Genomic DNA, 23,811 nt, shown 5'->3' with positions numbered 1-23,811 from the left:
AACGCGTTACACCTTCGCCAGCTTAACGGCGCACTTCTTGAAGTCCGTCTCTTTAGAGAGCGGGTCCGTCGCATCCAGCGTCAGGTTGTTCACTAGCTGAGCGGCATCGAAGAACGGCATATACACCAGTCCCTGCGGCGGACGGTTACGTCCACGCGTTTCGACAATCGAAATCACTTCACCGCGGCGGGACGACACTTTAACCTTATCCCCGCGACGCAGATCGCGCGCTTTCGCATCCAGTGGGTGAATAAAGACCACCGCTTCCGGGAAGGCGCGATGCAATTCAGGCACGCGGCGCGTCATACTGCCGGTATGCCAGTGTTCCAGCACGCGACCGGTGGAAAGCCACAGATCGTACTCGTTGTCCGGCGACTCCGCCGCGGGTTCAAATGGCAGCGCGAAGATCACCGCTTTGCCATCCGGTTTACCGTAGAATTTGTACCCTTCCCCCGCTTTTACATACGGGTCGTTGCCTTCGCTGTAACGCCATTGCGTCTCTTTGCCTTCGACGACCGGCCAGCGCAGACCGCGCGCGTTGTGGTAATCGTCGAACGGCGCCAGATCGTGCCCGTGGCCACGTCCAAACCAGGCGTATTCTTCAAACAGCCCTTTTTGCAGATAGAAGCCCAGCTCACGAGACTCATCGTTTAACTGATCCTCTTTCAGCTCGCTCAGCGGGAATTTGCTGACCGCCGGCGTGGCGAACAGAACGTCATACAGCGTTTTGCCGCGCAGCTCCGGCTTCTGAGCCAACAACGCCTCCGGCCAGACCTCCTCGGTTTTAAAACGACGGGAGAACTGCACCAGTTGCCAGAGGTCGGATTTAGCTTCGCCCGGCGCTTTAATTTGCTGACGCCAGAACTGCGTGCGGCGTTCGGCGTTGCCGTAAGCGCCTTCTTTCTCAACCCACATGGCGGTCGGCAGGATCAGATCCGCAGACAGCGCGCTCACCGTCGGGTAAGGATCGGAAACAATGATAAAGTTACGCGGATCGCGCCAGCCCGGCATCCGATCTTCATTGATGTTCGGCCCGGCCTGCATATTGTTATTACACATTACCCAGTAGACGTTCAGCTTGCCGTCTTTCAACGCGCGATCCTGCGCCACCGCGTGTAAACCCACTTTTGCCGGAATAGTGCCAGCGGGGATCTGCCAGTGTTTTTCGCAGATATCACGGTGTTTTTCGTTCGTCACGACCATGTCTGCGGGTAGACGGTGTGAGAAGGTTCCCACTTCACGCGCCGTACCGCAGGCGGAAGGCTGGCCTGTCAGCGAGAAAGGACCGCAGCCAGGCTGGGAGATTTTTCCGGTCAGCAGATGGAGGTTGTAAACCAGGTTATTCGCCCACACGCCGCGGGTATGCTGGTTAAAACCCATCGTCCAGTAAGAGATCACGCGCTTATTCGGATCGGCGTAGAGCTGTGCCAACTGTTCCAGTTGATCTTTCGGCACGCCGCTCATTTCAGCGGTCTTGTCCAGCGTATATTCTGCCACGAAGGCTTTATACTCGTCGAAGCTCATCGGCTCGGAAGCGTCGGAGCCCGGATTCTTCGCCGCTTTTTCCAGCGGGTGCGTCGGGCGTAAGCCGTAGCCGATATCCGTCGCCCCTTTACGCAGGTTCACATGCTTTGTGAAGAAATCCTGATTTACCGCGTTGTTCTGAATAATGTAATTCGCGATATAGTTAAGGATCACCAGATCGCTTTGCGGGGTAAAGACAATACCGTTGTCCGCCAGTTCAAAGCTGCGGTGCTGGAAGGTGGAGAGGACGGCAACCTTCACGTTCGGGTCGGACAAACGGCGGTTAGTGATGCGCGACCATAAAATCGGGTGCATCTCCGCCATGTTGGAACCCCACAGCACAAACGCATCGGCCTGCTCAATATCGTCGTAGCAGCCCATCGGTTCATCCATGCCAAAGGTGCGCATAAAGCCCACCACCGCCGAGGCCATGCAGTGACGCGCGTTCGGGTCGATGTTGTTAGAGCGGAAACCAGCCTTGAACAGTTTCGCGGCGGCATAGCCTTCCCAGATGGTCCATTGACCCGATCCAAACATGCCGATCGCTTCTGGTCCTTTCTCTTTCAGGGAGGTTTTAAACTTCTCCTCCATCACATCGAAGGCCTGTTCCCAGCTCACCGGCGTAAACTCGCCGTCTTTGTGATAGCTGCCGTCTTTCATGCGCAGCATCGGCTGCGTCAGACGATCTTTACCGTACATGATTTTGGGCAGGAAGTAGCCTTTAATGCAGTTCAGACCACGGTTGACCGGCGCGTCGGGGTCGCCCTGGCAGGCGACCACACGGCCCTGCTGCGTTCCCACCAACACACCGCAACCCGTTCCGCAAAAACGGCACGGCGCTTTATCCCATTTGATGGCTTCCTGCTGCCCGACAACGGCGCGGGCGACGCCCGGCACGCTCAGACCGGCAGCCGCCGCAGCGGCCGCAACGGCGTTAGCTTTCATAAAGCTACGACGACTGAGTTTCATGGTGTTTCCTCACCTTGCTCATCCTGCTGGTGATAAACCAGCGACACCGCCAGTACGCCCTCGACATTGCGTACTGACTCAATTGTTTGCATCAGCGTTTCACTCTGATCTGCTTCCGCCACCACGATCAGTTGCCCGCTTTCAACGTCGCTTAACGCGACTTCGCAACCCGGCAACGTGTTCAACTGTGTGCCAATGGCGGCGATGTTCTGACTTTTGGCCTGCACGACCAGGCTACAGACCTGCCAGTTAGTGCGCATGGTGGTTCTCCGCTTTGATGGCTGACACGGGACAGATAGCCACACACGCCCCGCATCCGTTACAGGCCTGCGAGTCAAGCTGCGGCTGGTAAATGCCGGATAGCGTGGGACGAAAGGTAATGGCCATAGGTTCACAACTGTCCTGGCAGCGATGGCATTCAACCGATTGCCTGGCGAGGCAGTTTTCCGTGAGCGTAAAAATCAGATCCCAGGCCCTGGTGTGGCGCGGAAGAAAAAGCGATTCAGTACAGGCCTGCGCACAGGCATAACAAAAGCTGCACTCGCCCCGTTTGAAATCTACGCTCGGATATCCCCCCGCCCCTCGCTGCAGGATGTCGGCCTCACACGCCTGGATGCAGGCGTCGCAACGCAGACAATGTGCGAGAAAATAGGTTGTTTCTCTGGCCCACGGCGGAAGAATCCCATTGCTGGCGTTGCGCCAACTGCCGGTCAACATGCTTCGACGGGATAAATCAACCATGATATCGCCCTTCCATAACGACACGCTTCCATAGGGAGTGAATACCAATAAAAACCGTACAATTTATGAGTAGTTGTTTTTGTAAATAAGATATTTCAGGATGTGTAAGAGATGCATACCCCGATAGAGGTAAATGCTGTTGCCGGATCAAAAGAGTGCCAGGTAAAGACCCGTAAACGTGCTTTTTCTCACATTTCAATGAGTTATATAGATGCTTATATAACGAAAATCACTAATAGTTGATAATTTCATTTACATTATCAATATCGGAATATTCCACTATATAAAAAGACGCTATTTTATTAATAATCTTGAAAATATGAGTAAATACAGATTAATAGATAATATGAATGTGTTAATCTGTTGCCCGTGCATACCGAAAACAGCAGAAAGGAAATACCGTGAACAATCAAATGAAGATGTTTGTCCCTGCCGTTGTCTTCGCCGCCCTCGCCAGCGCCTCTGCCTGGGCTAACAATGGTGATACCGCCCAGCCGCTGGAAAAAATCGCCCCCTATCCGCAGGCGGAAAAAGGAATGAAGCGGCAAGTGATAACCCTTACCCCTCAGCAGGATGAATCTACCCTCAAAGTGGAACTGTTGATTGGTCAAACGCTGAATGTGAATTGTAACCAGCATCGCCTCGGCGGCACGCTGGAAACAAAAACGCTGGAAGGCTGGGGCTATGACTATTATGTCTTTGATAACGTCACCTCTCCGGTATCAACCATGATGGCCTGCCCTGAAGGTAAGAAAGAGCAAAAATTCGTCACCGCCTGGCTGGGTGAAGACGGGATGCTGCGCTACAACAGCAAGCTGCCGATCGTGGTGTATACCCCGGCGAATGTGGACGTGAAATACCGCATCTGGAAAGCGGACGCTAACGTACAGAACGCCGTCGCGCGATAACGTTACGCTGCCCGGTCACACTTACCGGGCATCTGAACACGCCGGCTCACGCAGCGCTCCGGGGTTCTTTTCAAAACACGTCTGGAAATCCGCTCGCCCGATGCCTGGTGGCGACGCGTGGCATCTTATCAGGCCTACCCGCGTGCGGACGTAGGGCTGCCATCAGGCGGTTCATCCGGCCATTACGCAGTACGCGCAACCGCATCACGCGAGGCGGCATCACGTTCGTCGCCGGTGAGTTCGGTTAGCTGTCCGTTGCGCATTTCAAGCAGACGATCGGCGTGAATAAAATAGTGATCATCATGGCTGATGGCGAAAATGGTTTTGCCCATTTCCTGCATTAACGGCAACAGCACCTGATAAAACTCCCGGCGGAAATGCGGGTCCTGATCGGCGGCCCACTCATCCAGCAAAATAATATCGCGCTCTTCCGCCAGCGCCAGCAGCAGCGCAATGCGCTTTTTTTGCCCTTTCGACAGTTTAAGATTCAAAATGCGCCCGTCGTTTAGCTCCAGCTTGTGCGTCATTTTCAGGTGCTCAAGCCACTTTTCGACCAGCGCGGGATTGGCGGGTTTCCCCTGCGGCCCCAACAGGCGGTCGAATAACCACACATCGGTGAACACCGCAGAAAACAGTTTGCGATAATCTTCCGGCTGCCCGGCGGCAATAGGTTGACCGTCAAGTAAAATCGTTCCCGATTGCGGCTGGTATAAACCGGTCAATAACATGGCCAGCGTCGATTTCCCGCTACCGTTGCCGCCAATTAAAAACAGCAGTTCGCCGCGGTGAATCGTCAGGTTGATGGGCCCCACGGAAAACGCGTTATCCTGATAGTGGAAAACCACGTTGCGCAGCTCCAGCGTCTTCCAGTCGGGAAAGGCTTTCGGCTGTGGAAAATCAGGCTTATACGGGGCGAGCGCGAATTTATTCAGTTTATTAAACGCCACCTGGGCGGTCAGTAGGGTTGGCAACGCCCCCACCGCAGACAGCAGCGGCGTGCGCAGGAACAGCAACGTCAGTGAATAGGTCGCCGCGACGTTGGTATCCGCCCAGCCGAGACTATTCGCCATCCAGAAGACCAGGCCTATCGCCCCCAGCATCATGATATTCGACCAGTTGACGGCGCTCAGATGAAAAGTATCGGCACGGATAATGTGATGACGGTACTCTTTGGCGTCCGGGGTATAGCATTGCTGAAAAATCTGCTCCGCACGCTCGCGGTTTAGCGTCAGCTCTTTGCGTCCTTCCAGCACCGTCTGATAGTCGTTGTACAGCTTATCTTCGGTCTCGCGCAGGGTCGCCATATGCTGGTAAACCCGCGCCACCAGCACGAATCCGCCCCAGATAGTGACCGCCATCCAGATAGCCGTAACCAGCAGCATTTTTGTCGATAGCATCGCCAGATACGCCGCCGAGCCGACGGTGAGGATAATGCCCTGCACCAGCTCAGGCAGACGCACAAAGGCGATAGTAATATTGCGAATATCGCTGGTCAGACTGGCCAGTAAAGAGGCGCTGCCCAGTTGCTCAATGCGTTCAACGTGCGTATCCAGAATGCGCTTGATAAATTCGCTGCGCAGGCGGTAAACGAAATGGTGTCCCAGAGTGGTGAGCGCCAGTTGGGAACCTAATGTGACGACCATTAGCAACAGGAGCAGGCCGAGAAATTCCGGCAGCACCATGACGTTGGTGTCCACCGTTTCAATCAGGCGCTGATTGATAAACGCGATCAGGCCAATCCCCAGCGCCGCGCTGGCGAGGCTCAGCGCCATCACGCTAATAAATGGCCAGCGGTACTGCCGCCAGACAAGAATAAGAAGTTCCATGCTTACAACCCGGACCGATAATAACAGCCCGCAGTTTAACTAACTCCACCTGCACAGCAAATAATTCTTATTTTTATTCTTTTTCAGCCGCCTGACGGAAGGTGAGATTGTAACGAAATTCACCGGTCATGGGATGAAAGCCCGCTTTAAGCGGCTGGATACCATGATAAAACAGACGGGACTCGCCGCCCCAGACCACGATATCGCCATGCTCCAGTAAGATCCGCTGGAGCGGATCGCTGCGACGCAGGCCGCCAAACTGAAAAACCGCCGGCACCCCCAACGAAACTGAGACAATAGGCGCGCGCAGATCCGGCTCGTCTTTATCCTGATGCAGCGACAGTTTTGCGCCGGGCGCGTAGCGATTGATCAGGCAGGCGTCCGGTTGGAAGCTCGCATACCCTGCCGCGATTGCCGCCTGACGACATACGCTGGCAAACGATAACGGCAGCGCAGGCCAGGGTTTATCGGTCAACGGATCGCGCACGGCATAACAATAACCGTGACGATCGGTGGTCCACCCTAACGCGCTGCAGTTGGTCATCGCCACCGACATGGTGTAGCCGCCCGGCGTCACCATCTGACGAAACGGAGACTGACTGGCGACAAACCCGATATCGTCTAATAGCGACTGCGCCGCGCCAGGCGCCAGGGGCTCTTGCCAGGGCGCTTCATCAGCAAATAGATCCAGCATTGCTACTCCTCTTTTTGCGCTTCTCGCTTTAATAGCTGCGCTTTTCGACGCACGCCCCAACGATAACCGGAGAGCGCGCCATCGCGACGCACGACCCGATGACACGGGATCACCATCGCCAGTTTATTCGCGCCGCACGCGCTGGCGACCGCGCGTACCGCCGTGGGTTTGCCGATAGTCGCGGCAAGCTGTTGATAGCTTACGGTTTCGCCGCAGGGAATTGCGCATAACGCCTGCCAGACCTGCTGTTGAAACGCGGTTCCCTGGATATCCAGCGGCAACGAGAGCAGCACATCGCGTGTGTTGATAGCCGCGACAACCTGCCGCACCCGTTGCTGAAAAGACGCGTCGGCAGGTTCGTGGCGGGCCGTCGGGAAAAGGGTGTGTAATTCAGCCAGTAGCGCGTCGTCGCTATCACCGGGGAGAATCGCGCAAATCCCCCGCTCGCTCTCCGCCACCAGGCACCGTCCGTAAACCCAGTCCGTCAGCGCATAGCGAACGGAGACATTATCGCCGCCTTTGCGAAACTGTTTTGCCGTCATGCCCAGCGTCTGGTCGGCATGACGGTAGTAGCTACTGCTATCCGGGAAGCCAGCGCGATAAATAGCCGCCGTGATCGGCTCTCCTTTCGCCAACGCCTCACGCAGCCGCCGGGCGCGCCACGCCTGCTGCCACCCTTTCGGCGTCATTCCGGTGCTCACTTTAAACAGACGGTGCAGATGAAACGGGCTCATCGCCACCGCCTGCGCCAGAGACGCCAGCGTTACCGGCGTCTCCTGCTCAAGTAAACGGCAGGCGCAGGCAATCTTATCCAACCGCCGTTGCTGCGCGCGCGCATTATCCGGCTGACAGCGCTTGCAGGGGCGAAAACCGGCGTCCAGCGCCTGCTCCGCGTTGGCAAAAAAGCGAACATTTTTACGTAACGCCCGCTTCGAGCGACAAGAAGGGCGGCAAAAAACGCCAGTGGTTCGCACTGCAAAAACGAAACGCCCATCCGCGCTGGCATCGCGCGCCTGCACCCGCAGCCAGCATTCATCATCGGTAAGTAACGCTTTTTTCATCATAGACTCCTTCATTAAGCATAGTGCTTGCTTACATGCAGTGTGTCCGTAAATCCGCCCACAAAAACCCGTAATCTTGCGTTTTAATTCTTATCGCTCACCAGGAACGTTTTGAACTGCGGCGACATCCAGGTTTTAAAGCCTTCACCTTCTTTCATGATCATAAAGACCGCCAGCCCTTCCCGCCGCACGACCTCTTGCGCCTTTTGCGTACCGAGCACCATCAGGCCGGTGTCCCAGCCGTCCGCTTCCAGCGCCGTTGGCGCGATGACCGTAACCGATACCAGATTGTGTTCAATGGGGCGCCCCGTTTGTGGATCGATAACGTGCGATACGCGCTTGCCATCCAGCTCGTAATAGTTACGGTAGCTGCCGGAGGTGCTGATGCCATGCCCGTTGATATCCACAATCGCCTGCACCGCGTTTTCCCGGTCGGTCGGCTTCTGAATCGCGACGCGCCACGGCTGCCCCTGCGCATTCATCCCGCGACTGCTTAATGCGCCGCCCACCGAGACCAGATAACGCGCAATGCCCTCCTGCTCCATCAGTCGCGCCAGATGATCCGCCGCATAGCCCTCCCCGACCGTGGAGAGATCAACATAAAGATCCGGCAGATCTTTTTGCAAAAACTGATGTCCAGCCCTGTCGATAACCTGCAAATGTTGCAGGCCTGTTTTCGCTTTTGCCGCATCGATTTGTGCTGGTGTTGGGATATGCAGCGGCTGCCGATCCGGCCCAAACCCCCACAGATTGACCAGCGGGCCCACGGTGATATCCATCGCGCCATCCGTCTTCGCGCCAATACGTAGCGCCGAGGTCACGATATCCGCCATGGCTTCGCTGACCGGCCAGGGCGCAAGGCTGCGTGAATGGTTAAAACGCATTAGCGCGGAGTCATTTTTATAGGTAGAAAGCAACCAATCATCAGCATCAAGCTGAGTCTGGATTTTAGTCTGTAACTCTGCGGCGCGTTTCGCATCGATGCCAACCACGCTCACCCGCCAGAGGGTCCCCATCGTTTTACCTTCCAGCACCTGAGCGGCAGGTGACGCTGTTGTCGTTTCGGGAGCCTCATCGCAGCCCATAAGTAAAAAAGCCGCCGCCAGACACACGGCCCGGCAAAAAGTCATTTTCATCGCTGTTTATCCTCATTCGAATGGACGCAAGCGTATATCAAAACGTCGTATTTGTACGCCGGAATAAGGCATGAAAAAAGGGCCCGCAGGCCCTTTAGCAACATCTTTTGCTGATTAGAACTGGTAAACCAGACCCAGCGCTACGATGTCGTCGGTGTTGATGCCCGCATCGCGGGTAAAGTCGTTTTTATCCAGCAGGTTGATTTTGTAATCAACATAGGTGGACATGTTTTTGTTGAAGTAGTAAGTCGCGCCGACATCAACATATTTTACGATGTCCTGGTCGCCATAGCTGGCGCCGTAGCCGTTGCTGATGTCCTTACCTTTAGACTGCAGGTAAGCCACAGACGGACGCAGACCAAAGTCGAACTGGTACTGAGCAACCACTTCAAAGTTCTGCGCTTTGTTGGCAAAACCGTAAGAGGTGGACTTATTGTTGCCGTTAGAGGTACCAAAACGGGTTGCGTTATAGGTCTGAGAATACTGCGCTGCCAGATAGATGTTGTTCGCATCGTATTTCAGGCCGCCGGTGTAGACCGTAGCGCGATCGCCGTTACCATACAGGTGTTCGTCAGCGGTGTTGTTCTGATCGGCAGTACGTTTAGACGTGGTGATAGCGCCACCGACAGAGAAGCCTTCGCCGATTGCATAAGTCAGCGATCCGCCGTAACCGTCACCGTTCTGGTTCAGCAGGCTGCGACCGTTGGTGTTTTCACCGCTCACGCTGCCATTTTTGCCCTGATACTGCAACGCGAAGTCCAGGCCATCCACCAGGCCGAAGAAGTCGGTGTTACGGTAAGTGGCATAGCCGTTACCACGCTGCTGCATAAAGTTGTCAGCGCCGTAGGTGTCGCCGCCGAACTCCGGCAGAACATCGGTCCAGGAGGTCACATCATAGGTTACGCCGTAGTTACGACCATAATCGAAGGAACCTGCGTCAGCGAATTTCAGACCCGCAAACGCCACACGCGTCCAGGAGTCGTTGCTGCCTTCAGTCTGGTTGCCCTGAATCTGATATTCCCACTGGCCATAACCGGTCAGCTGATCGTTAACCTGCGTTTCGCCTTTGAAGCCGATACGCATGTAGGTCTGGTCGCCGTCGCTGCCTTTGTCGTCAGAGAAGTAGTGCAGGCCATCAACTTTACCAAACAGGTCTAATTTGTTGCCGTCTTTATTATAAATTTCAGCCGCATTCGCTGCGCCCGCCACCAGCAGAGCTGGTACCAGGAGGGACAGTACTTTAACTTTCATGTTATTAACCCTCTGTTATATGCCTTTATTGCTTTTTTATGCCACTGCTTACTGGTTAACCCTCATTAACCAGTCGGCAAGTCCATTCTCCGCAAAAATACAGAATAATCCAACACGAATATGATACTAAAACTTTTAAGATGTTACAGTTATCTACATAGATGTTTCAAAATATGAATTTTACGGAACTTTTTTAAAGCAAAAATCAAGTAAAAATAAGAACAAATAGACAAAATATATTCACGAGACTTTTAAAATCAATGGGTTAAATTGATGAAATTCATAGCACTGAATGATAAACAGAATCTTCATTCGCAACTAAAATAGTGACCGCTATCATCATTAACTTTATTTATTACCGTCATTCACTTCTGAATGTCTGTTTACCCCTATTTCAACCGGATGCTTCGCATTCGGTTTTTTTTACGTTTTTTCAGACACACCCGGCAGATTTATGCTACTGCCTAAAACTATCACGGTTATTCACTACCCTCCCCTGCTCGACCGTTCGTAAGACATTAGCAAATAATTTCTTGATATTTAGTGCTAAACATTTATAAGTAGTCTTTATATTTGTACCGTTCTGCGAAGGTTGTACGCTTTTCCCGTCCCGCCGACGGAGCGCGTGTTAAGTTGCCCGGCATGACGTAAGAGTCTGGAAATTCATTCATTACCCTTTATACTGCCCTTCACCTTCAGCGTTGCTTTTACAGGTCGTAAACATAAATGAGTCAGTCTGACACAACGGTCTCTACCCGATTCTCCCTTCTACCGGGAAGCATTACCCGTTTCTTCTTATTGCTGATCATTGTGCTGCTGGTAACGATGGGCGTTATGGTACAGAGCGCCGTCAACGCCTGGTTGAAAGACAAAAGCTATCAAATTGTCGATATCACTCACGCTATTCATAAACGCGTGGACACCTGGCGGTATGTTACCTGGCAAATTTATGACAACATCGCCGCCACCACTACGCCATCGACAGGTGAAGGACTTCAGGAAACGCGTCTGAAACAGGATGTGTATTATCTTGAAAAGCCGCGACGTAAAACTGAAGCGCTGATTTTCGGTTCCCATGACAGCGCCACGCTGGAAATGACGCAGCGTATGTCAACCTATCTGGATACGCTGTGGGGCGCGGAAAACGTGCCGTGGTCAATGTATTATCTCAACGGACAGGATAACAGCCTGATTCTTATCTCTACCCTACCGTTGAAAGATCTCTCTTCCGGCTTTAAAGAGTCCACTATTGGCAATATCGTCGATTCCCGCCGGGCAGAGATGTTGCAGCAGGCGAATGCGCTGGATGAGCGCGAAAGTTTCTCCTCATTGCGAAAACTGGCCTGGCAAAACGGTCACTATTTTACGCTGCGCACGACCTTCAATCAGCCAGGACATCTGGCGACCGTGGTGGCGTTTGATCTGCCCATTAATGATTTAATCCCGCCGGGAATGCCGCTGGACAGTTTTCGGATAGAGCCTGACGCAACCCAGGCGACGGGGCGAAGCAGTGAAAAGGAAGCGCCAGATAGCGTCACGATTAGCTTTAACGGTTCAAAAATTGAGATCTCCTCAGCGCTTAACTCTACCGGAATGCGCCTGATCTGGCAGGTACCGTTCGGTACGCTTTTGCTTGATACGTTGCAAAATATTCTGCTGCCTTTACTGCTGAACATCGGGCTGCTGGCGTTGGCGTTATTTGGCTACGCCACGTTCCGTCATCAGCCGGGACGGTCGACGGAATCGACATCCGGCAACGCGGCGAATAACGAGCTTCGCGTCTTACGCGCCATTAATGAAGAGATCGTTTCTCTGCTGCCGCTGGGTCTGCTGGTCTACGATCAGGAAGGCAACCGCACCGTGATCAGCAATAAAATCGCCGATCATCTGTTGCCGCATCTTAACCTGCAAAATATTACCAGCATGGCGGAACAGCATCAGGGCGTGATTCAGGCGACAATTAATAACGAACTGTATGAGATCCGTCTGTTTCGCAGCCAGATCGCTCCCCGCACGCAGATCTTTATTATTCGCGATCAGGACCGGGAAGTGCTGGTGAATAAGAAGCTTAAACAGGCGCAGCGTTTGTATGAGAAGAATCAGCAGGGTCGCGCCGCCTTTATGCAAAATATCAGCAACACGCTTAAAGAGCCCGTACGCCAACTAGCGGTTAACGCCGCGGCAGTCACCACGCCGGAAAGCCTGAAACTGGCGGATCAGGCGGATGTATTGGTACGTATGATCGATGAAATCCAACTGGCGAATATGCTGGAAAATGACGCATGGAAGAGCGAAGCCACGCTGTTCTCCCTGCAGGATCTTATTGACGAAGTCGTGCCGGAAGTGCTGCCCGCCATTAAGCGTAAAGGGCTGCAACTGCTGATTAATAACCATCTTAGCGGCAACGATGAACGCTGGGGCGATCGCGACGCCCTGCGTCGGATTTTGCTGCTGTTGATTCAGTATGCCGTCACAACGACCGCTATGGGTAAAATTACGCTTGAAGTCGAGCAGGATGAATCTATCGCGGAGCGTCTGACTTTCCGTATTCTGGATACGGGCGAAGGCGTAACGTTAAACGAGATTGATAATCTGCATTTCCCGTATATGAATGAAACGCAGGGCGATCGTTACGGCAAAGCGAATCCGCTCACCTTCTGGCTGTGCAATCAACTGGCGCGCAAACTGGGCGGTCATCTCAACATTAAAGCGCGAGAAACGCTGGGCACGCGCTATACCGTTCATGTCAAAATGCTTCCTCACGATCAGCATACTCAGGTCGAAGAGCGCCTGCTGGACGACGTGAGCGTGATGGTCGATGTGACGTCCAACGAGGTTCGCGCGATTGTGCTGCGTCAGTTAGAAAACTGGGGCGCCACCTGCATCACGCCGGATGAAAGGCAGATAAGTCAAGAATATGATCTCTTTTTAACGGATAATCCGTCTAATCTTACTGCCTCGGGCTTGCTTTTAAGCGATGATGAGTCAGGCGTGCGGAAAATTGGCCCGGGTCAGTTGCGCGTCAACTTTAATATGAGCAATGCTATGCAGGAAGCTGTACTACAACTTATCGAAGAGCAGCTGGCGCAGGAAGAGATTCCCGCCTCCCCGCTCGGCGGAGATGAAAATGCCGAGCTTCATGCCAGCGGCTATTATGCGCTATTTGTAGACACAGTACCGGATGATGTTAAGAGGTTGTATACTGAGGCGGCAACCAGCGATTTCGCTGCGCTGGCCCAAACGGCCCACCGCCTGAAAGGGGTGTTTGCCATGCTTAATCTGGTACCCGGCAAGCAGTTATGTGAAACGCTGGAACATCTGATTCGTGAGAAAGATGCTCCAGGTATAGAAAAATATATCAGCGACATTGACGCCTACGTCAAAAGCTTGCTGTAGCAAGGTAGCCCAATACATGAACAATATGAACGTAATTATTGCCGATGACCACCCGATTGTACTGTTCGGTATTCGCAAATCACTTGAACAAATCGAGTGGGTGAATGTTGTCGGCGAATTTGAAGATTCCACAGCATTGATCAACAACCTGCCGAAATTAGATGCGCATGTGTTGATCACTGACCTCTCCATGCCGGGAGATAAATACGGCGATGGGATCACCTTGATCAAGTACATCAAGCGTCATTTTCCGAGCCTGTCTATTATCGTTCTGACCATGAACAACAATCCGGCGATCCTGAGCGCCGTGTTGGATCTTGATATTGAAGGGATCGTACTCAAGCAGGGTGCGCCAACCGATCTGCCTAAGGCGCTGGCCGCGCTGCAAAAAGGCAAAAAATTCACCCCGGAAAGCGTTTCTCGTCTGCTGGAGAAAATCAGCGCAGGCGGTTACGGCGATAAGCGCCTGTCGCCAAAAGAGAGCGAAGTATTACGCCTGTTCGCCGAGGGTTTCCTGGTCACCGAAATCGCCAAGAAGCTCAACCGCAGCATTAAGACCATCAGCAGCCAGAAGAAATCGGCGATGATGAAACTGGGCGTAGAGAATGATATCACGCTGCTCAACTATCTCTCTTCCGTCACCCTGAGTCCGACAGACAAAGAATAAATCACTTTTACGTTACCCAGCCTGATGGCGCTACGCTTATCAGGCCTACCAGTCGACTCATCTTTTGCAGGCCGGACAGGCGACGCCGCCATCCGGCATTTTTTATGCCCGCGTTTTACGTACCCGCTCGGCATACACCGCCAGCGTCTGTTTCAACACATCCAGCGTCACAGGCTTCGACAAACAACTGTCCATACCGGACTCCAGGCAACGTTGTTTCTCTTCCGCCAGCGCGTTCGCCGTCACGCCGACGACCGGCAGCGTCAGCCCAAGCTGACGGATACGCTGCGTCAGGCGATAGCCGTCCATGTTCGGCATGTTCACATCGCTCAGAACAATATCGATAGCATTTTACTCAGCACATTCAGAGCGTCCACGCCATCATTGGCTGTCTTACACTGATACCCCAGCGATCCCAGTTGATCGGCCAGCAAGCGGCGATTGATCGGATGATCGTCAACGACCAGAATCATCATGTCGTCATTTGAATCTGCGGTTTTATCCGTCGTCGGCAATGCGCTGGAAAGCGCTTCACTATCCAGCTCAATACTATAGATACGCGCCAACAGCGCGGGCAACTCATGCACCGACGCCACACTATGCACCCACTCGCCCGGCGCTCTTTCCAACGGAATCCCGATATGACGGCGGCAAAAGACGACCGCAGCCCTCCCCTGCCAGGTATGCTCCAGCGCGTCATCGACAATCAAAATATCGTCCGCGGCGGGTTCTTGCCCTTCATAACGCTGCGTATGAACGCCGCTACGCGCCAGACTGGTCTCAATAAACTGGCACAAAGAAGTATTGCGCACCGCCAGCCAACAGCAGGTTCCGGCGAGTCCTTCCACGCTCTTTTTCACAGGGTATTGCGCGCCATAAAGCGGGATGCGCAGCGTAAACTGGCTCCCCATGCCCGGCTCCGAATCGACGGAAATATCGCCGTCCATCATGCTGATCAATTTTTCGCAAATCGCCAGCCCCAGACCGGTCCCCTGAAAGTTACGCTGTACGCCGGTTCCCACCTGGAAGAAGGGATCGAACAGGCGAACCACCTCTTTTGCCGGAATACCGACGCCGGTATCCCGCACGCGAATGCTGAGATAATCCCCATCACAGCGCACATGCAGCACGATGCAGCCAATATCGGTAAACTTAATGGCGTTGCTCAACAGGTTTGAAATAACCTGCTGTAAACGCATCGGGTCACCGTTCAGCGATACCGGCACGTCAGGCTCAATAAAACAATACAGGCCGAGCTGCTTACGCACCACCAGCGGCAGATAATTGGCGGTGATATGGTTCATCACCTCTCGCGGTGAAAATTCGCGCGGCTCAATCTTTAGCTGTTCCGACTCAATTTTCGAGAAGTCGAGAATGTCGCTGATAATTTTCAGCAACAGACTGGAGGAGTTATTCATCGCCGTGACCAGCCGATCCACGCCTTTTGGCAGCTCTTTGGTTTGCAGCAGATCGAGATTGCCAATGATACCGTACAGCGGTGTGCGCAATTCATGGCTGACCGTCGCAAGGAACATGGATTTAGACTGGCTTGCCTGCTCCGCCGCCTGCGCCATCTCTTGCAGCGACTCTTCCATTTTGACGCGCGTACTCACATCTACCAACACGCAAATCGCGACGTTTTCATTGCGATAGCGGGAATGGACGAAGCTAATTTGCAAATTGGTATTATTGCTGGTCAATACACAACGAAGTTAACCTGCTGGCCGCAAATGATTTGCGTCAGGCGCTGTCTATCTTCATGCGTGAGCATGTTCAGGTAGGTGTGCGCCAGTTCGTTACTCAGAATATTGACACCATCAATAGTGCGCAAAATACAGATCCCCACCGGCGCGGAGGCGACGATTTTACGGTTGAACTGTTCATGCTCTTCCAGACGCTGGGCATCGCTCTCCGCCGGAATGAAAATTCGCCGCTCATACATCCGCGCAAGCGTAAACAGCCCTGCGCCCACCAGCACGTTCAGCAGGATAGCGTTCAGGATAAGAATACGAATACGCTCCAGGACTAAATCTACAGGCACAGAATAGACAATACTGAGCGAGGATGGCGGCAGGCTTTTTTTGAGTACCAGTTCGCGAAAACCTGGCGTATAACCAAACCAGGAGCGCTCCTGCATCCAGCGCGGCTCCGCTTTAATATTGCCGTCAGGACCGGTCAACGAAATCAGCGAATGGCCGTTCTCATCAATAATAGTGACGCCCATCGGCAAACTGCCGGGCGTGAAAAAATTTTCCATACGGATGGACTGCTCGACGCCCAGCAGCGCCTGCAGACGGTTGGCCAGATACACCGGCGTCAGCGCATAAAAGTAGCCCACGCCCTGACGCGCGCCCTGGCTTATCCAGAAAAGGTTATTCCCACTTTCTTCCTGCGGCGCGTTGCGGTATTTCATAATCCGCTCATGTAACGCTTTTAACGCATCATCGCGCTCCACGGGCATTTCACGCAGGCCGAAATTCGCCATACAGAGGTTATCGCTGCCAATCAGGAAAACGCGGTTAAGATCATACGCCGCTGAAAAGTTGTCGCGCCAGTAACGCATAAACCAGGCCAGCGACTCCAGCGATCCGCGCCAGGTGGAGCCCATCGCCGCACAGTCTGAGTCGGCAAATAGCGGTTCAAAGTCCGGCACCACCATTTTGTCATCACGCGCACGCGACGACATGACGCCGTTTTCCGCCGTTAAACGGTTCTCGGCGATATATTTGAGCTCTTTCATCACATCCGACGTGCGCTGGATAAAACGCTGCGCCTGATCGGAGCTAAGGTTGAACTCCTGACGAATTTCAGATTCCCGCTGGTGCAGGGCATTGACGATGTAAAACACCGAAACAAAGGCGATTAAGAGCCAAATGAGTAACGCTAACGCTCTGAATAAGTAGCGCGAGACTTTCAGCGTAGTTCGAAAGGAAGCAAGGTATTTCAAAGGGGCGAAGCTCCGCCTCAGGATGTAAATAGAGTGTGACTAAGGTAGCGGTAAATGACGTAGCCCGCAACGGCAAAGAAAAAGGGCCGGATATCCGGCCCTCGCACAGCAATAACATTACTCGTCAGCGTCATCCGCAACGTCGTCATCGCTTTCCGCTTCCGGGGCGATATCCTCATCCCCTTCCGCCACGCTGCCGTCGATAGCGTCGAGTTCTTCGTCATCTACCGGCTCAGCAACGCGTTGCAGACCCACCACGTTTTCATCTTCCGCCGTGCGGATAAGGATAACGCCCTGGGTATTACGTCCCACGACGCTGATCTCGGACACTCGGGTACGCACCAGAGTACCGGCATCCGTGATCATCATGATCTGGTCGCAATCGTCTACCTGTACCGCACCGACAACGGAACCGTTGCGCTCGGTCACTTTGATAGAGATAACGCCCTGCGTCGCACGAGACTTGGTCGGGTACTCGTCCGCTGCGGTACGCTTCCCGTAGCCGTTTTGCGTTACGGTCAGAATAGCGCCTTCGCCGCGTGGGATGATCAGAGAGACGACTTTATCGTCTCCCGCCAGCTTAATACCGCGCACACCGGTCGCGGTACGCCCCATCGCACGGACGGCGTCTTCTTTGAAGCGCACCACTTTACCCGCGGCCGAGAACAGCATGACTTCGTCAGAACCAGAAGTCAGGTCAACGCCAATCAGCTCGTCGCCGTCGTTGAGGTTCACCGCGATAATACCGGCGGAACGCGGACGGCTGAATTCGGTCAGCGCCGTTTTCTTCACGGTACCGCTGGCGGTCGCCATAAAGACGTTGACGCCTTCTTCGTATTCACGAACCGGCAGAATCGCGGTGATACGTTCGTTGGCTTCCAGCGGCAGCAGGTTAACGATCGGACGACCGCGCGCGCCGCGGCTGGCTTCCGGCAACTGATAGACCTTCATCCAGTACAGACGGCCCCGGCTGGAGAAGCAGAGGATGGTGTCATGGGTGTTGGCCACCAGCAGGCGGTCGATAAAGTCTTCTTCTTTAATACGCGCGGCAGATTTACCTTTCCCACCACGACGTTGCGCTTCGTAATCCGTCAGCGGTTGATATTTGACGTAACCCTGGTGAGACAGCGTCACGACAACATCTTCCTGGCTAATCAGATCTTCGATATTAATATCGGCGCTGTTGGCGGTGATTTCGGTACGACGCTCATCGCCGAACTGATCGCGAATTAACTCCATCTCTTCGCGGATCACTTCCATCAGGCGATCGGCGCTGCCCAGAATGTGCAGCAGTTCAGCAATCTGCTCCAGCAACTCTTTGTATTCGTCGAGCAGTTTTTCATGCTCCAGGCCGGTCAGTTTCTGCAAACGCAGATCCAGAATCGCCTGCGCCTGCTGCTCAGTCAGGTAATACTGACCGTCACGCACGCCAAATTCTGGCTCCAGCCATTCCGGACGCGCAGCGTCATCACCAGCGCGCTCCAGCATCGCAGCAACGTTGCCCAGATCCCACGGACGCGAAATCAGCGCCGCTTTTGCTTCTGCCGGCGTTGGCGCGCGGCGAATCAGTTCGATAATCGGGTCGATGTTAGCCAGCGCAATCGCCAGAGCTTCAAGGATATGCGCGCGGTCACGGGCTTTACGCAGTTCAAAAATAGTACGACGCGTCACCACTTCACGGCGGTGGCGCACGAACGCTGAAATGATGTCTTTCAGGTTCATGATCTTCGGCTGGCCGTGATGCAGCGCCACCATGTTAATACCGAAGGAAACCTGTAGCTGGGTCTGGGAGTAGAGATTATTAAGCACCACCTCGCCCACCGCATCGCGTTTCACTTCAATCACGATGCGCATCCCGTCTTTGTCGGATTCGTCACGCAGCGCGCTGATGCCTTCCACGCGTTTATCTTTCACCAGCTCGGCGATTTTCTCGATCAGGCGCGCTTTGTTCACCTGATAGGGAATTTCATGGACGATGATGGTTTCACGGCCCGTTTTCGCGTCAGCTTCAACTTCCGCGCGGGCGCGAATGTACACTTTGCCACGACCGGTACGGTAGGCTTCTTCGATACCACGACGACCGTTGATGATCGCGGCGGTCGGGAAGTCCGGCCCCGGAATATGTTCCATCAGCCCTTCAATGCTGATGTCTTCGTTGTCGATATACGCCAGGCAGCCGTTAATCACTTCCGTCAGGTTGTGCGGCGGGATATTCGTCGCCATACCTACTGCGATACCGGAAGAACCGTTCACCAGCAGATTCGGAATTTTGGTCGGCATGACGTCCGGAATTTTTTCCGTACCGTCATAGTTATCCACGAAATCCACCGTCTCTTTTTCGAGATCGGCCATCAGTTCGTGGGCGATTTTCGCCAGACGGATCTCCGTATAACGCATTGCCGCCGCGGAGTCGCCGTCAATAGAACCGAAGTTACCCTGACCATCCACCAGCATGTAACGCAGCGAGAATGGCTGCGCCATACGAACGATGGTGTTATACACTGCGGAATCGCCGTGGGGATGGTATTTACCGATTACGTCACCAACGACACGGGCAGATTTTTTATAGGCTTTGTTCCAGTCATTGCCCAATACGTTCATGGCGTAAAGTACGCGACGGTGTACCGGCTTCAGGCCATCTCGGACATCCGGCAGCGCACGGCCAACAATGACCGACATCGCATAATCCAGATAGGAGCTTTTCAGCTCTTCCTCAATGTTGACCGGTGTAATTTCTCTCGCAAGGTCGCTCATCTAACCGCTATCCCTCTACTGTATCCCGGATTCAAAGGTCGCAAATTATAACACATTCGCCCACGTACTGGTAAACGGAATGCAGCCAGACAATGCTTTATTCGGGTGCCGCATGCTCTCTTCATTTATAAGCGTGGTCTCGGCGTTTATCGGCGATCGGTTTCAGAGGCGACACAGGGGAGATCGGGGTCTGGTCAGGAAGAGGCTGGAAAATCAATACCTCCCGCGTATACCCGTCATACTTCAAGTTTCATGTGCGTTGGCGGCAAGTTACTCGGCCCATCCCTGGGCCTCGCCCCGTCGGGGTTAGCGCAAGCGCTGTTCAAGACGGTTAACCATTTTATCCTGCAACTCGAATTATTTAGGGGATATGCCGGGAGGCATAAACCATAATCAGTATCACCAGATGCTATTTAATCACATAGGCCAGGTATTCTTTCACTACCTCATCGTTTAATTCCTGACCCAATCCGGGCTGTTCCGGCGCGACATAATAGCCATTTTCCGGTTGATAATCGTGGGTACAAAGTTCCCGAATAGATGCTTTCATCGCATTGGTATGATGCTCATGAATAATAAAGTTGGGAATTGCTGTTTCCATATGCAGCGCGGCTACCGTGGAAACAGGACCGCCGCAAACATGCACCTGTACAGTGGTGTCATAAATATTAGCATAGTCACAGATTTTCTTTCCTTCGGTAATTCCGCCGCAGAGACACAAATCAGGTTGCGCTACGGCAATAGACTGCTTCTCCAGTAATTCCCTGTATCCCCATCTTGTGTAGGAACGCTCGCCAGTGGCGATTGGAATCGTTGTTGAACGGGAAACTTTCTGCATATTATCAGAATTTAATGGATGAATCGGTTCTTCATAAAGAAAGATACGATACTTTTCTATCGCCTTCGCAAATTGAATAGCTGAGTTTGTACCGAGAAGAGAATGGATTTCCACGATAATATCAGCATCATCCCCCATTGCTTCACGCATAGCGGCAATTCGCGCTTCCCCCATTTTTAATTGATCGGCCAGTAACAATCCTGAATAGTTACGATTTTTATTCTGAAAAACACAGTCATCGCCATTACGATCGATTTCGAGTGGATCCACTTTAATCGCATCATATCCACGTCAAGAGCCGCACGCGCCGCCTCAGCATATTCCTCAGGTGTCACTAATATCTGGCGTTTATCCCCCCAACCAAATTGTAACTGACTAGCATAGGTTCTTAATTTTTCATTAGTTTTCCCGCCAAGGAGCTGATAAACAGGTACACCTAAATATTTACCTTTGATATCCCAAAGAGCAATATCAATAGCGCTCATTCCGGCATAAAAAACGTTTCCGCCCCCCATCCCCCAAAAAGTCTTTCTGAAAAAGAACTCCCAAATTTTTTCGATATTTAATGGATCTTCACCCACAACCAATGGCGCCAGATCTCTGATGATCCCTACGCCAGCTTTAGCGCCTGCGCCATAGGCCAGTCCTACTTCGCCAATACCACTTAATCCTGAGTCGGTATTCACCCGGATAAGTACTGGATTATAGGATGACATCGTTTGATCTCTTTTTTTTAATTCACAGTCAAAAACTTCAACAGATGTAATTTTCATAATTTCTCCATTTATCAGGTTCGTGATACAACATTTGTTTGTTGGCTTTTTTCTTTTTTCACATCAATTTTCATTAACGCCAAAACGGCTACCGCAGCGAAGCAAAGTATTGCCTCTACAATAAATATTCCTGTCGCACCATAATGAGTAGAAACAAATCCCAGTGACTTATTAATCAGGAATCCGCCAAGACTTGAACATGAGTTAATAAACGCAATGCTGATAGCCAACCCTGACGGCGACAATAATGCAGAAGGCAGCGCCCAGTAAGGTCCGTAATAGCTGAGGATCCCAACACCATAGAACGTTAGCCCCAGCATTCTCAGCGACATTGAGGGGACAAGAGCAATCATCAGAAAACCACAGCCTGCCAGAAACATGGGTAATGCAGCATGCCATTTTCGTTCATTCTTTTTATCGGAATGCCAGCCCCACCAGGGCATGCTGAACATAGCGAAAATAAACGGAATACTCATGATTAAACCAACGTCAGTATCCGTAAAATCAGCTGAAAATCCCTTCACCAACCCCGGCAACCAGTAGTTTGCCGCCAGAGCAGCCGCCTGAATCAACATGTAGGCGAAAGAAAGCTGAAGCAAAACTGGATTTTTGATTACGGAAAGAAAGGATGAGTTGGTATTTTTATTTAATGCAGCTGCGGTTTCATTGTCAGTACGTAATTTATTAACTAAGGCCGATATCTGCTGTGGCGTAAGCCATTTAGCCTTTTCTGGACTGTCAGGCAGTAAATAAAATGTCAGGATGCCAAGGAATACGGTAGGGATACCTTCAATAGCAAAAAGCCAGAGCCAGCCTTCATAATCCGGGGTATTCAAATGCTCGATGATCCAACCAGACATCGGTGCAGCCAATACCGATGCAACAGCAATAGATAACATGAAGAAACTATTGACTTTTCCGCGTTCACGAGCCGGGAACCAACATGCAAGATAATAAACCATGCCCGGGAAAAAGCCAGCTTCAAATACCCCAAAAAAATGCGAGCCAGCAAAATATGTTGAGTATCTTTAGCAAAAAAAATCAGCCCTGTTACCGCTCCCCAGCCGATAATAATGGAACTAATCCATTTTCTTGCGCCAAGCTTTTGCAAGCCAATGCTACTCGGAATTTGAAAGATTAAATATGATATGAAGAATACAGAAGAAATATTAGCGATAATCCTCAGGCGTAATACCGAGAGATTCATTCATGCGTAATGCAGCAAACCCAATATTGACACGATCCATATAGTTAAAAAAGTAAAGAATAAAGGCCAAAGGAATGATTTTCCTTTTTACAATACGAATTGCATCGTATAAATTTTCTTGTGGACTACTCATTTTGCATCACCTTTTATGATTCAATGAATAAGGGTATTGACCGGAATTGATGTTACGTAAAAAACAATACAATTCAAAAGCTAATGTGTCATATCTGATATATCAGCAAGCAAACTTAATGAAATATACAATAACAACAATAAAGTATGTAAATTTTCTTATATCTGATATATTAGATCCGTTAATTTTAAATAAATTAATTACAATGGAGCCGGGTTTAACCATGGAGGAGAAGAAAATGAAAAATAGATTAAAGCGTGACTTTAGTCACATATCAATTGAAATACCCAAATCCATCACCCAGGTGATTAAAGAGAAAATAAGGGAGATGATTATCCATGGCGATTTCGATCTTGGGCAAGCGATCAGTGAAAATGAACTATCAAATATTCTGATGGTAAGTAAAACACCAATTCGTGAAGCTTTTATTTGGCTGAGCTATAATGAAAACTTAGTCAACATCATTCCCCGCAGTGGGACATTTGTTTTTTCTGTCACCGACGAGGATATCAATGATCTCATCAAAATGAGGGTTATCCTTGAACAGGGCGCAATTCGTGAAGCGATGGAGAAAAATGCTAACAATGTCATAGTCGAATTAAGCAATATTTTATCGAAGTCAGCAAAAATTAATGCAGAGCGCGATACGCAAGCTTACCTCAAACTGGATCATGATTTTCATTATGTTTTTGTGAAATATGCCGATAATAAATACATTTCACAAGCACACCTGTTGATCTCAGCACGTTTATTGGCAATTCGCTACAGACTGGATTTTACCACTGAATATATCACCAGCTCTAACCGTGGACATGCCACTATTTTGGATATGTTAAAAAACAACAACGTCGAGGGCGTCTGTAATTTTATCACGCACCACATCGGTAGCGGTTTTACAGAACGCGCAAGAAAACTTCTTGCGCTGAAAGCGTAATAAAGACGGCAGTAGATATAACGCAGCGACTTTGCACCTGCTATACTGCCCC

At 51.8% G+C, this 23,811-nt stretch carries 13 protein-coding genes and 3 pseudogenes; 4 read left to right on the top strand and 12 right to left on the bottom strand.

Going from position 1 to position 23,811, the window contains the following annotated elements; genetic code table 11:
* Positions 1-6: 6 nt before the first annotated feature.
* From napA to napF, 3 genes are read right to left on the bottom strand one after another with little or no spacing between them, the layout of a single operon-like run.
* Positions 7-2,493, bottom strand: coding sequence for a nitrate reductase catalytic subunit NapA (gene napA / locus ACQ29O_RS07230; RefSeq protein WP_000778092.1), 2,487 nt, complete (start codon positions 2,491-2,493; stop codon positions 7-9).
* A complete protein-coding gene (napD, locus tag ACQ29O_RS07225; protein ID WP_001260058.1) occupies positions 2,490-2,753 on the bottom strand; it encodes a chaperone NapD in 264 nt (87 codons plus the stop codon). Before napD ends, napA begins: the two co-directional genes overlap by 4 nt.
* A complete protein-coding gene (gene napF, locus ACQ29O_RS07220) occupies positions 2,743-3,234 on the bottom strand; it encodes a ferredoxin-type protein NapF (protein WP_000228069.1) in 492 nt (163 codons plus the stop codon). Before napF ends, napD begins: the two co-directional genes overlap by 11 nt.
* Before the next feature lie 413 nt (positions 3,235-3,647).
* Here napF and eco point away from each other — a divergent pair, with 413 nt between their 5' ends.
* Entirely contained in the window at positions 3,648-4,142 is a 495-nt protein-coding gene (eco, locus tag ACQ29O_RS07215) for a serine protease inhibitor ecotin (protein ID WP_001746989.1), read from the top strand.
* A gap of 182 nt (positions 4,143-4,324) precedes the next feature.
* Here eco and ACQ29O_RS07210 read toward each other — a convergent pair whose 3' ends face one another.
* The 5 genes from ACQ29O_RS07210 to ACQ29O_RS07190 all read right to left on the bottom strand — a co-directional run bounded on the left by ACQ29O_RS07210 (position 4,325) and on the right by ACQ29O_RS07190 (position 10,110).
* Positions 4,325-5,968 carry a multidrug ABC transporter permease/ATP-binding protein gene (locus ACQ29O_RS07210; protein WP_045161626.1) on the bottom strand — a complete coding sequence of 548 codons (1,644 nt, stop codon included), beginning with the start codon at positions 5,966-5,968 and terminating at the stop codon, positions 4,325-4,327.
* A 73-nt stretch (positions 5,969-6,041) separates the two neighbouring features.
* On the bottom strand, positions 6,042-6,662 hold the full coding sequence (gene alkB, locus ACQ29O_RS07205; protein WP_020936889.1) for a DNA oxidative demethylase AlkB: 621 nt from the start codon (positions 6,660-6,662) through the stop codon (positions 6,042-6,044).
* A gap of 2 nt (positions 6,663-6,664) precedes the next feature.
* A complete protein-coding gene (gene ada, locus ACQ29O_RS07200; RefSeq protein ID WP_000975962.1) occupies positions 6,665-7,726 on the bottom strand; it encodes a bifunctional DNA-binding transcriptional regulator/O6-methylguanine-DNA methyltransferase Ada in 1,062 nt (353 codons plus the stop codon).
* A gap of 80 nt (positions 7,727-7,806) precedes the next feature.
* The gene (gene apbE, locus ACQ29O_RS07195; RefSeq protein WP_000784307.1) at positions 7,807-8,859 is read right to left on the bottom strand and encodes an FAD:protein FMN transferase ApbE; all 1,053 of its coding nucleotides are present in this window, start codon (positions 8,857-8,859) and stop codon (positions 7,807-7,809) included.
* A 114-nt stretch (positions 8,860-8,973) separates the two neighbouring features.
* Entirely contained in the window at positions 8,974-10,110 is a 1,137-nt protein-coding gene (locus tag ACQ29O_RS07190; protein ID WP_000865521.1) for a porin OmpC, read from the bottom strand.
* A gap of 726 nt (positions 10,111-10,836) precedes the next feature.
* Here ACQ29O_RS07190 and rcsD point away from each other — a divergent pair.
* A complete protein-coding gene (rcsD, locus tag ACQ29O_RS07185) occupies positions 10,837-13,506 on the top strand; it encodes a phosphotransferase RcsD (protein WP_000083201.1) in 2,670 nt (889 codons plus the stop codon).
* 16 nt (positions 13,507-13,522) lie between these two features.
* Positions 13,523-14,173, top strand: coding sequence for a response regulator transcription factor RcsB (gene rcsB / locus ACQ29O_RS07180; RefSeq protein ID WP_001061920.1), 651 nt, complete (start codon positions 13,523-13,525; stop codon positions 14,171-14,173).
* A gap of 102 nt (positions 14,174-14,275) precedes the next feature.
* Here the strand turns inward: rcsB and rcsC are convergent.
* The 4 genes and pseudogenes from rcsC to ACQ29O_RS07160 all read right to left on the bottom strand — a co-directional run bounded on the left by rcsC (position 14,276) and on the right by ACQ29O_RS07160 (position 22,825).
* Positions 14,276-17,120 (bottom strand): annotated as a pseudogene (gene rcsC / locus ACQ29O_RS07175) (two-component system sensor histidine kinase RcsC).
* A gap of 117 nt (positions 17,121-17,237) precedes the next feature.
* Complete coding sequence (gene gyrA, locus ACQ29O_RS07170) at positions 17,238-19,874, bottom strand: DNA topoisomerase (ATP-hydrolyzing) subunit A (RefSeq protein ID WP_001281285.1); 2,637 nt, start codon at positions 19,872-19,874, stop codon at positions 17,238-17,240.
* Positions 19,875-20,283: 409 nt separating this feature from the next.
* Positions 20,284-21,485 (bottom strand): annotated as a pseudogene (locus ACQ29O_RS07165) (mandelate racemase/muconate lactonizing enzyme family protein).
* Between the two features lie 14 nt (positions 21,486-21,499).
* Positions 21,500-22,825, bottom strand: a pseudogene (locus ACQ29O_RS07160) (MFS transporter).
* Positions 22,826-22,874: 49 nt separating this feature from the next.
* Between ACQ29O_RS07160 and ACQ29O_RS07155 the strand changes: the two are divergent.
* On the top strand, positions 22,875-23,759 hold the full coding sequence (locus tag ACQ29O_RS07155) for a GntR family transcriptional regulator (RefSeq protein ID WP_000944715.1): 885 nt from the start codon (positions 22,875-22,877) through the stop codon (positions 23,757-23,759).
* Positions 23,760-23,811: the final 52 nt, after the last annotated feature.

This window comes from Salmonella sp. GDC200615 (assembly GCF_050574145.1).
Lineage (GTDB): Bacteria > Pseudomonadota > Gammaproteobacteria > Enterobacterales > Enterobacteriaceae > Salmonella > Salmonella enterica.
This window is presented reverse-complemented; position numbering and strand designations above follow the sequence as displayed.

What these genes read in the sequence shown, in the direction of transcription:
- napA (WP_000778092.1), bottom strand. Translation starts at nt 2,493, where the DNA reads ATGAAACTCAGTCGTCGTAGCTTTATGAAAGCTAACGCCGTTGCGGCC.
- napD (WP_001260058.1), bottom strand. Translation starts at nt 2,753, where the DNA reads ATGCGCACTAACTGGCAGGTCTGTAGCCTGGTCGTGCAGGCCAAAAGT.
- napF (WP_000228069.1), bottom strand. Translation starts at nt 3,234, where the DNA reads ATGGTTGATTTATCCCGTCGAAGCATGTTGACCGGCAGTTGGCGCAAC.
- eco (WP_001746989.1), top strand. Translation starts at nt 3,648, where the DNA reads ATGAAGATGTTTGTCCCTGCCGTTGTCTTCGCCGCCCTCGCCAGCGCC.
- ACQ29O_RS07210 (WP_045161626.1), bottom strand. Translation starts at nt 5,968, where the DNA reads ATGGAACTTCTTATTCTTGTCTGGCGGCAGTACCGCTGGCCATTTATT.
- alkB (WP_020936889.1), bottom strand. Translation starts at nt 6,662, where the DNA reads ATGCTGGATCTATTTGCTGATGAAGCGCCCTGGCAAGAGCCCCTGGCG.
- ada (WP_000975962.1), bottom strand. Translation starts at nt 7,726, where the DNA reads ATGATGAAAAAAGCGTTACTTACCGATGATGAATGCTGGCTGCGGGTG.
- apbE (WP_000784307.1), bottom strand. Translation starts at nt 8,859, where the DNA reads ATGAAAATGACTTTTTGCCGGGCCGTGTGTCTGGCGGCGGCTTTTTTA.
- ACQ29O_RS07190 (WP_000865521.1), bottom strand. Translation starts at nt 10,110, where the DNA reads ATGAAAGTTAAAGTACTGTCCCTCCTGGTACCAGCTCTGCTGGTGGCG.
- rcsD (WP_000083201.1), top strand. Translation starts at nt 10,837, where the DNA reads ATGAGTCAGTCTGACACAACGGTCTCTACCCGATTCTCCCTTCTACCG.
- rcsB (WP_001061920.1), top strand. Translation starts at nt 13,523, where the DNA reads ATGAACAATATGAACGTAATTATTGCCGATGACCACCCGATTGTACTG.
- gyrA (WP_001281285.1), bottom strand. Translation starts at nt 19,874, where the DNA reads ATGAGCGACCTTGCGAGAGAAATTACACCGGTCAACATTGAGGAAGAG.
- ACQ29O_RS07155 (WP_000944715.1), top strand. Translation starts at nt 22,875, where the DNA reads ATGTTACGTAAAAAACAATACAATTCAAAAGCTAATGTGTCATATCTG.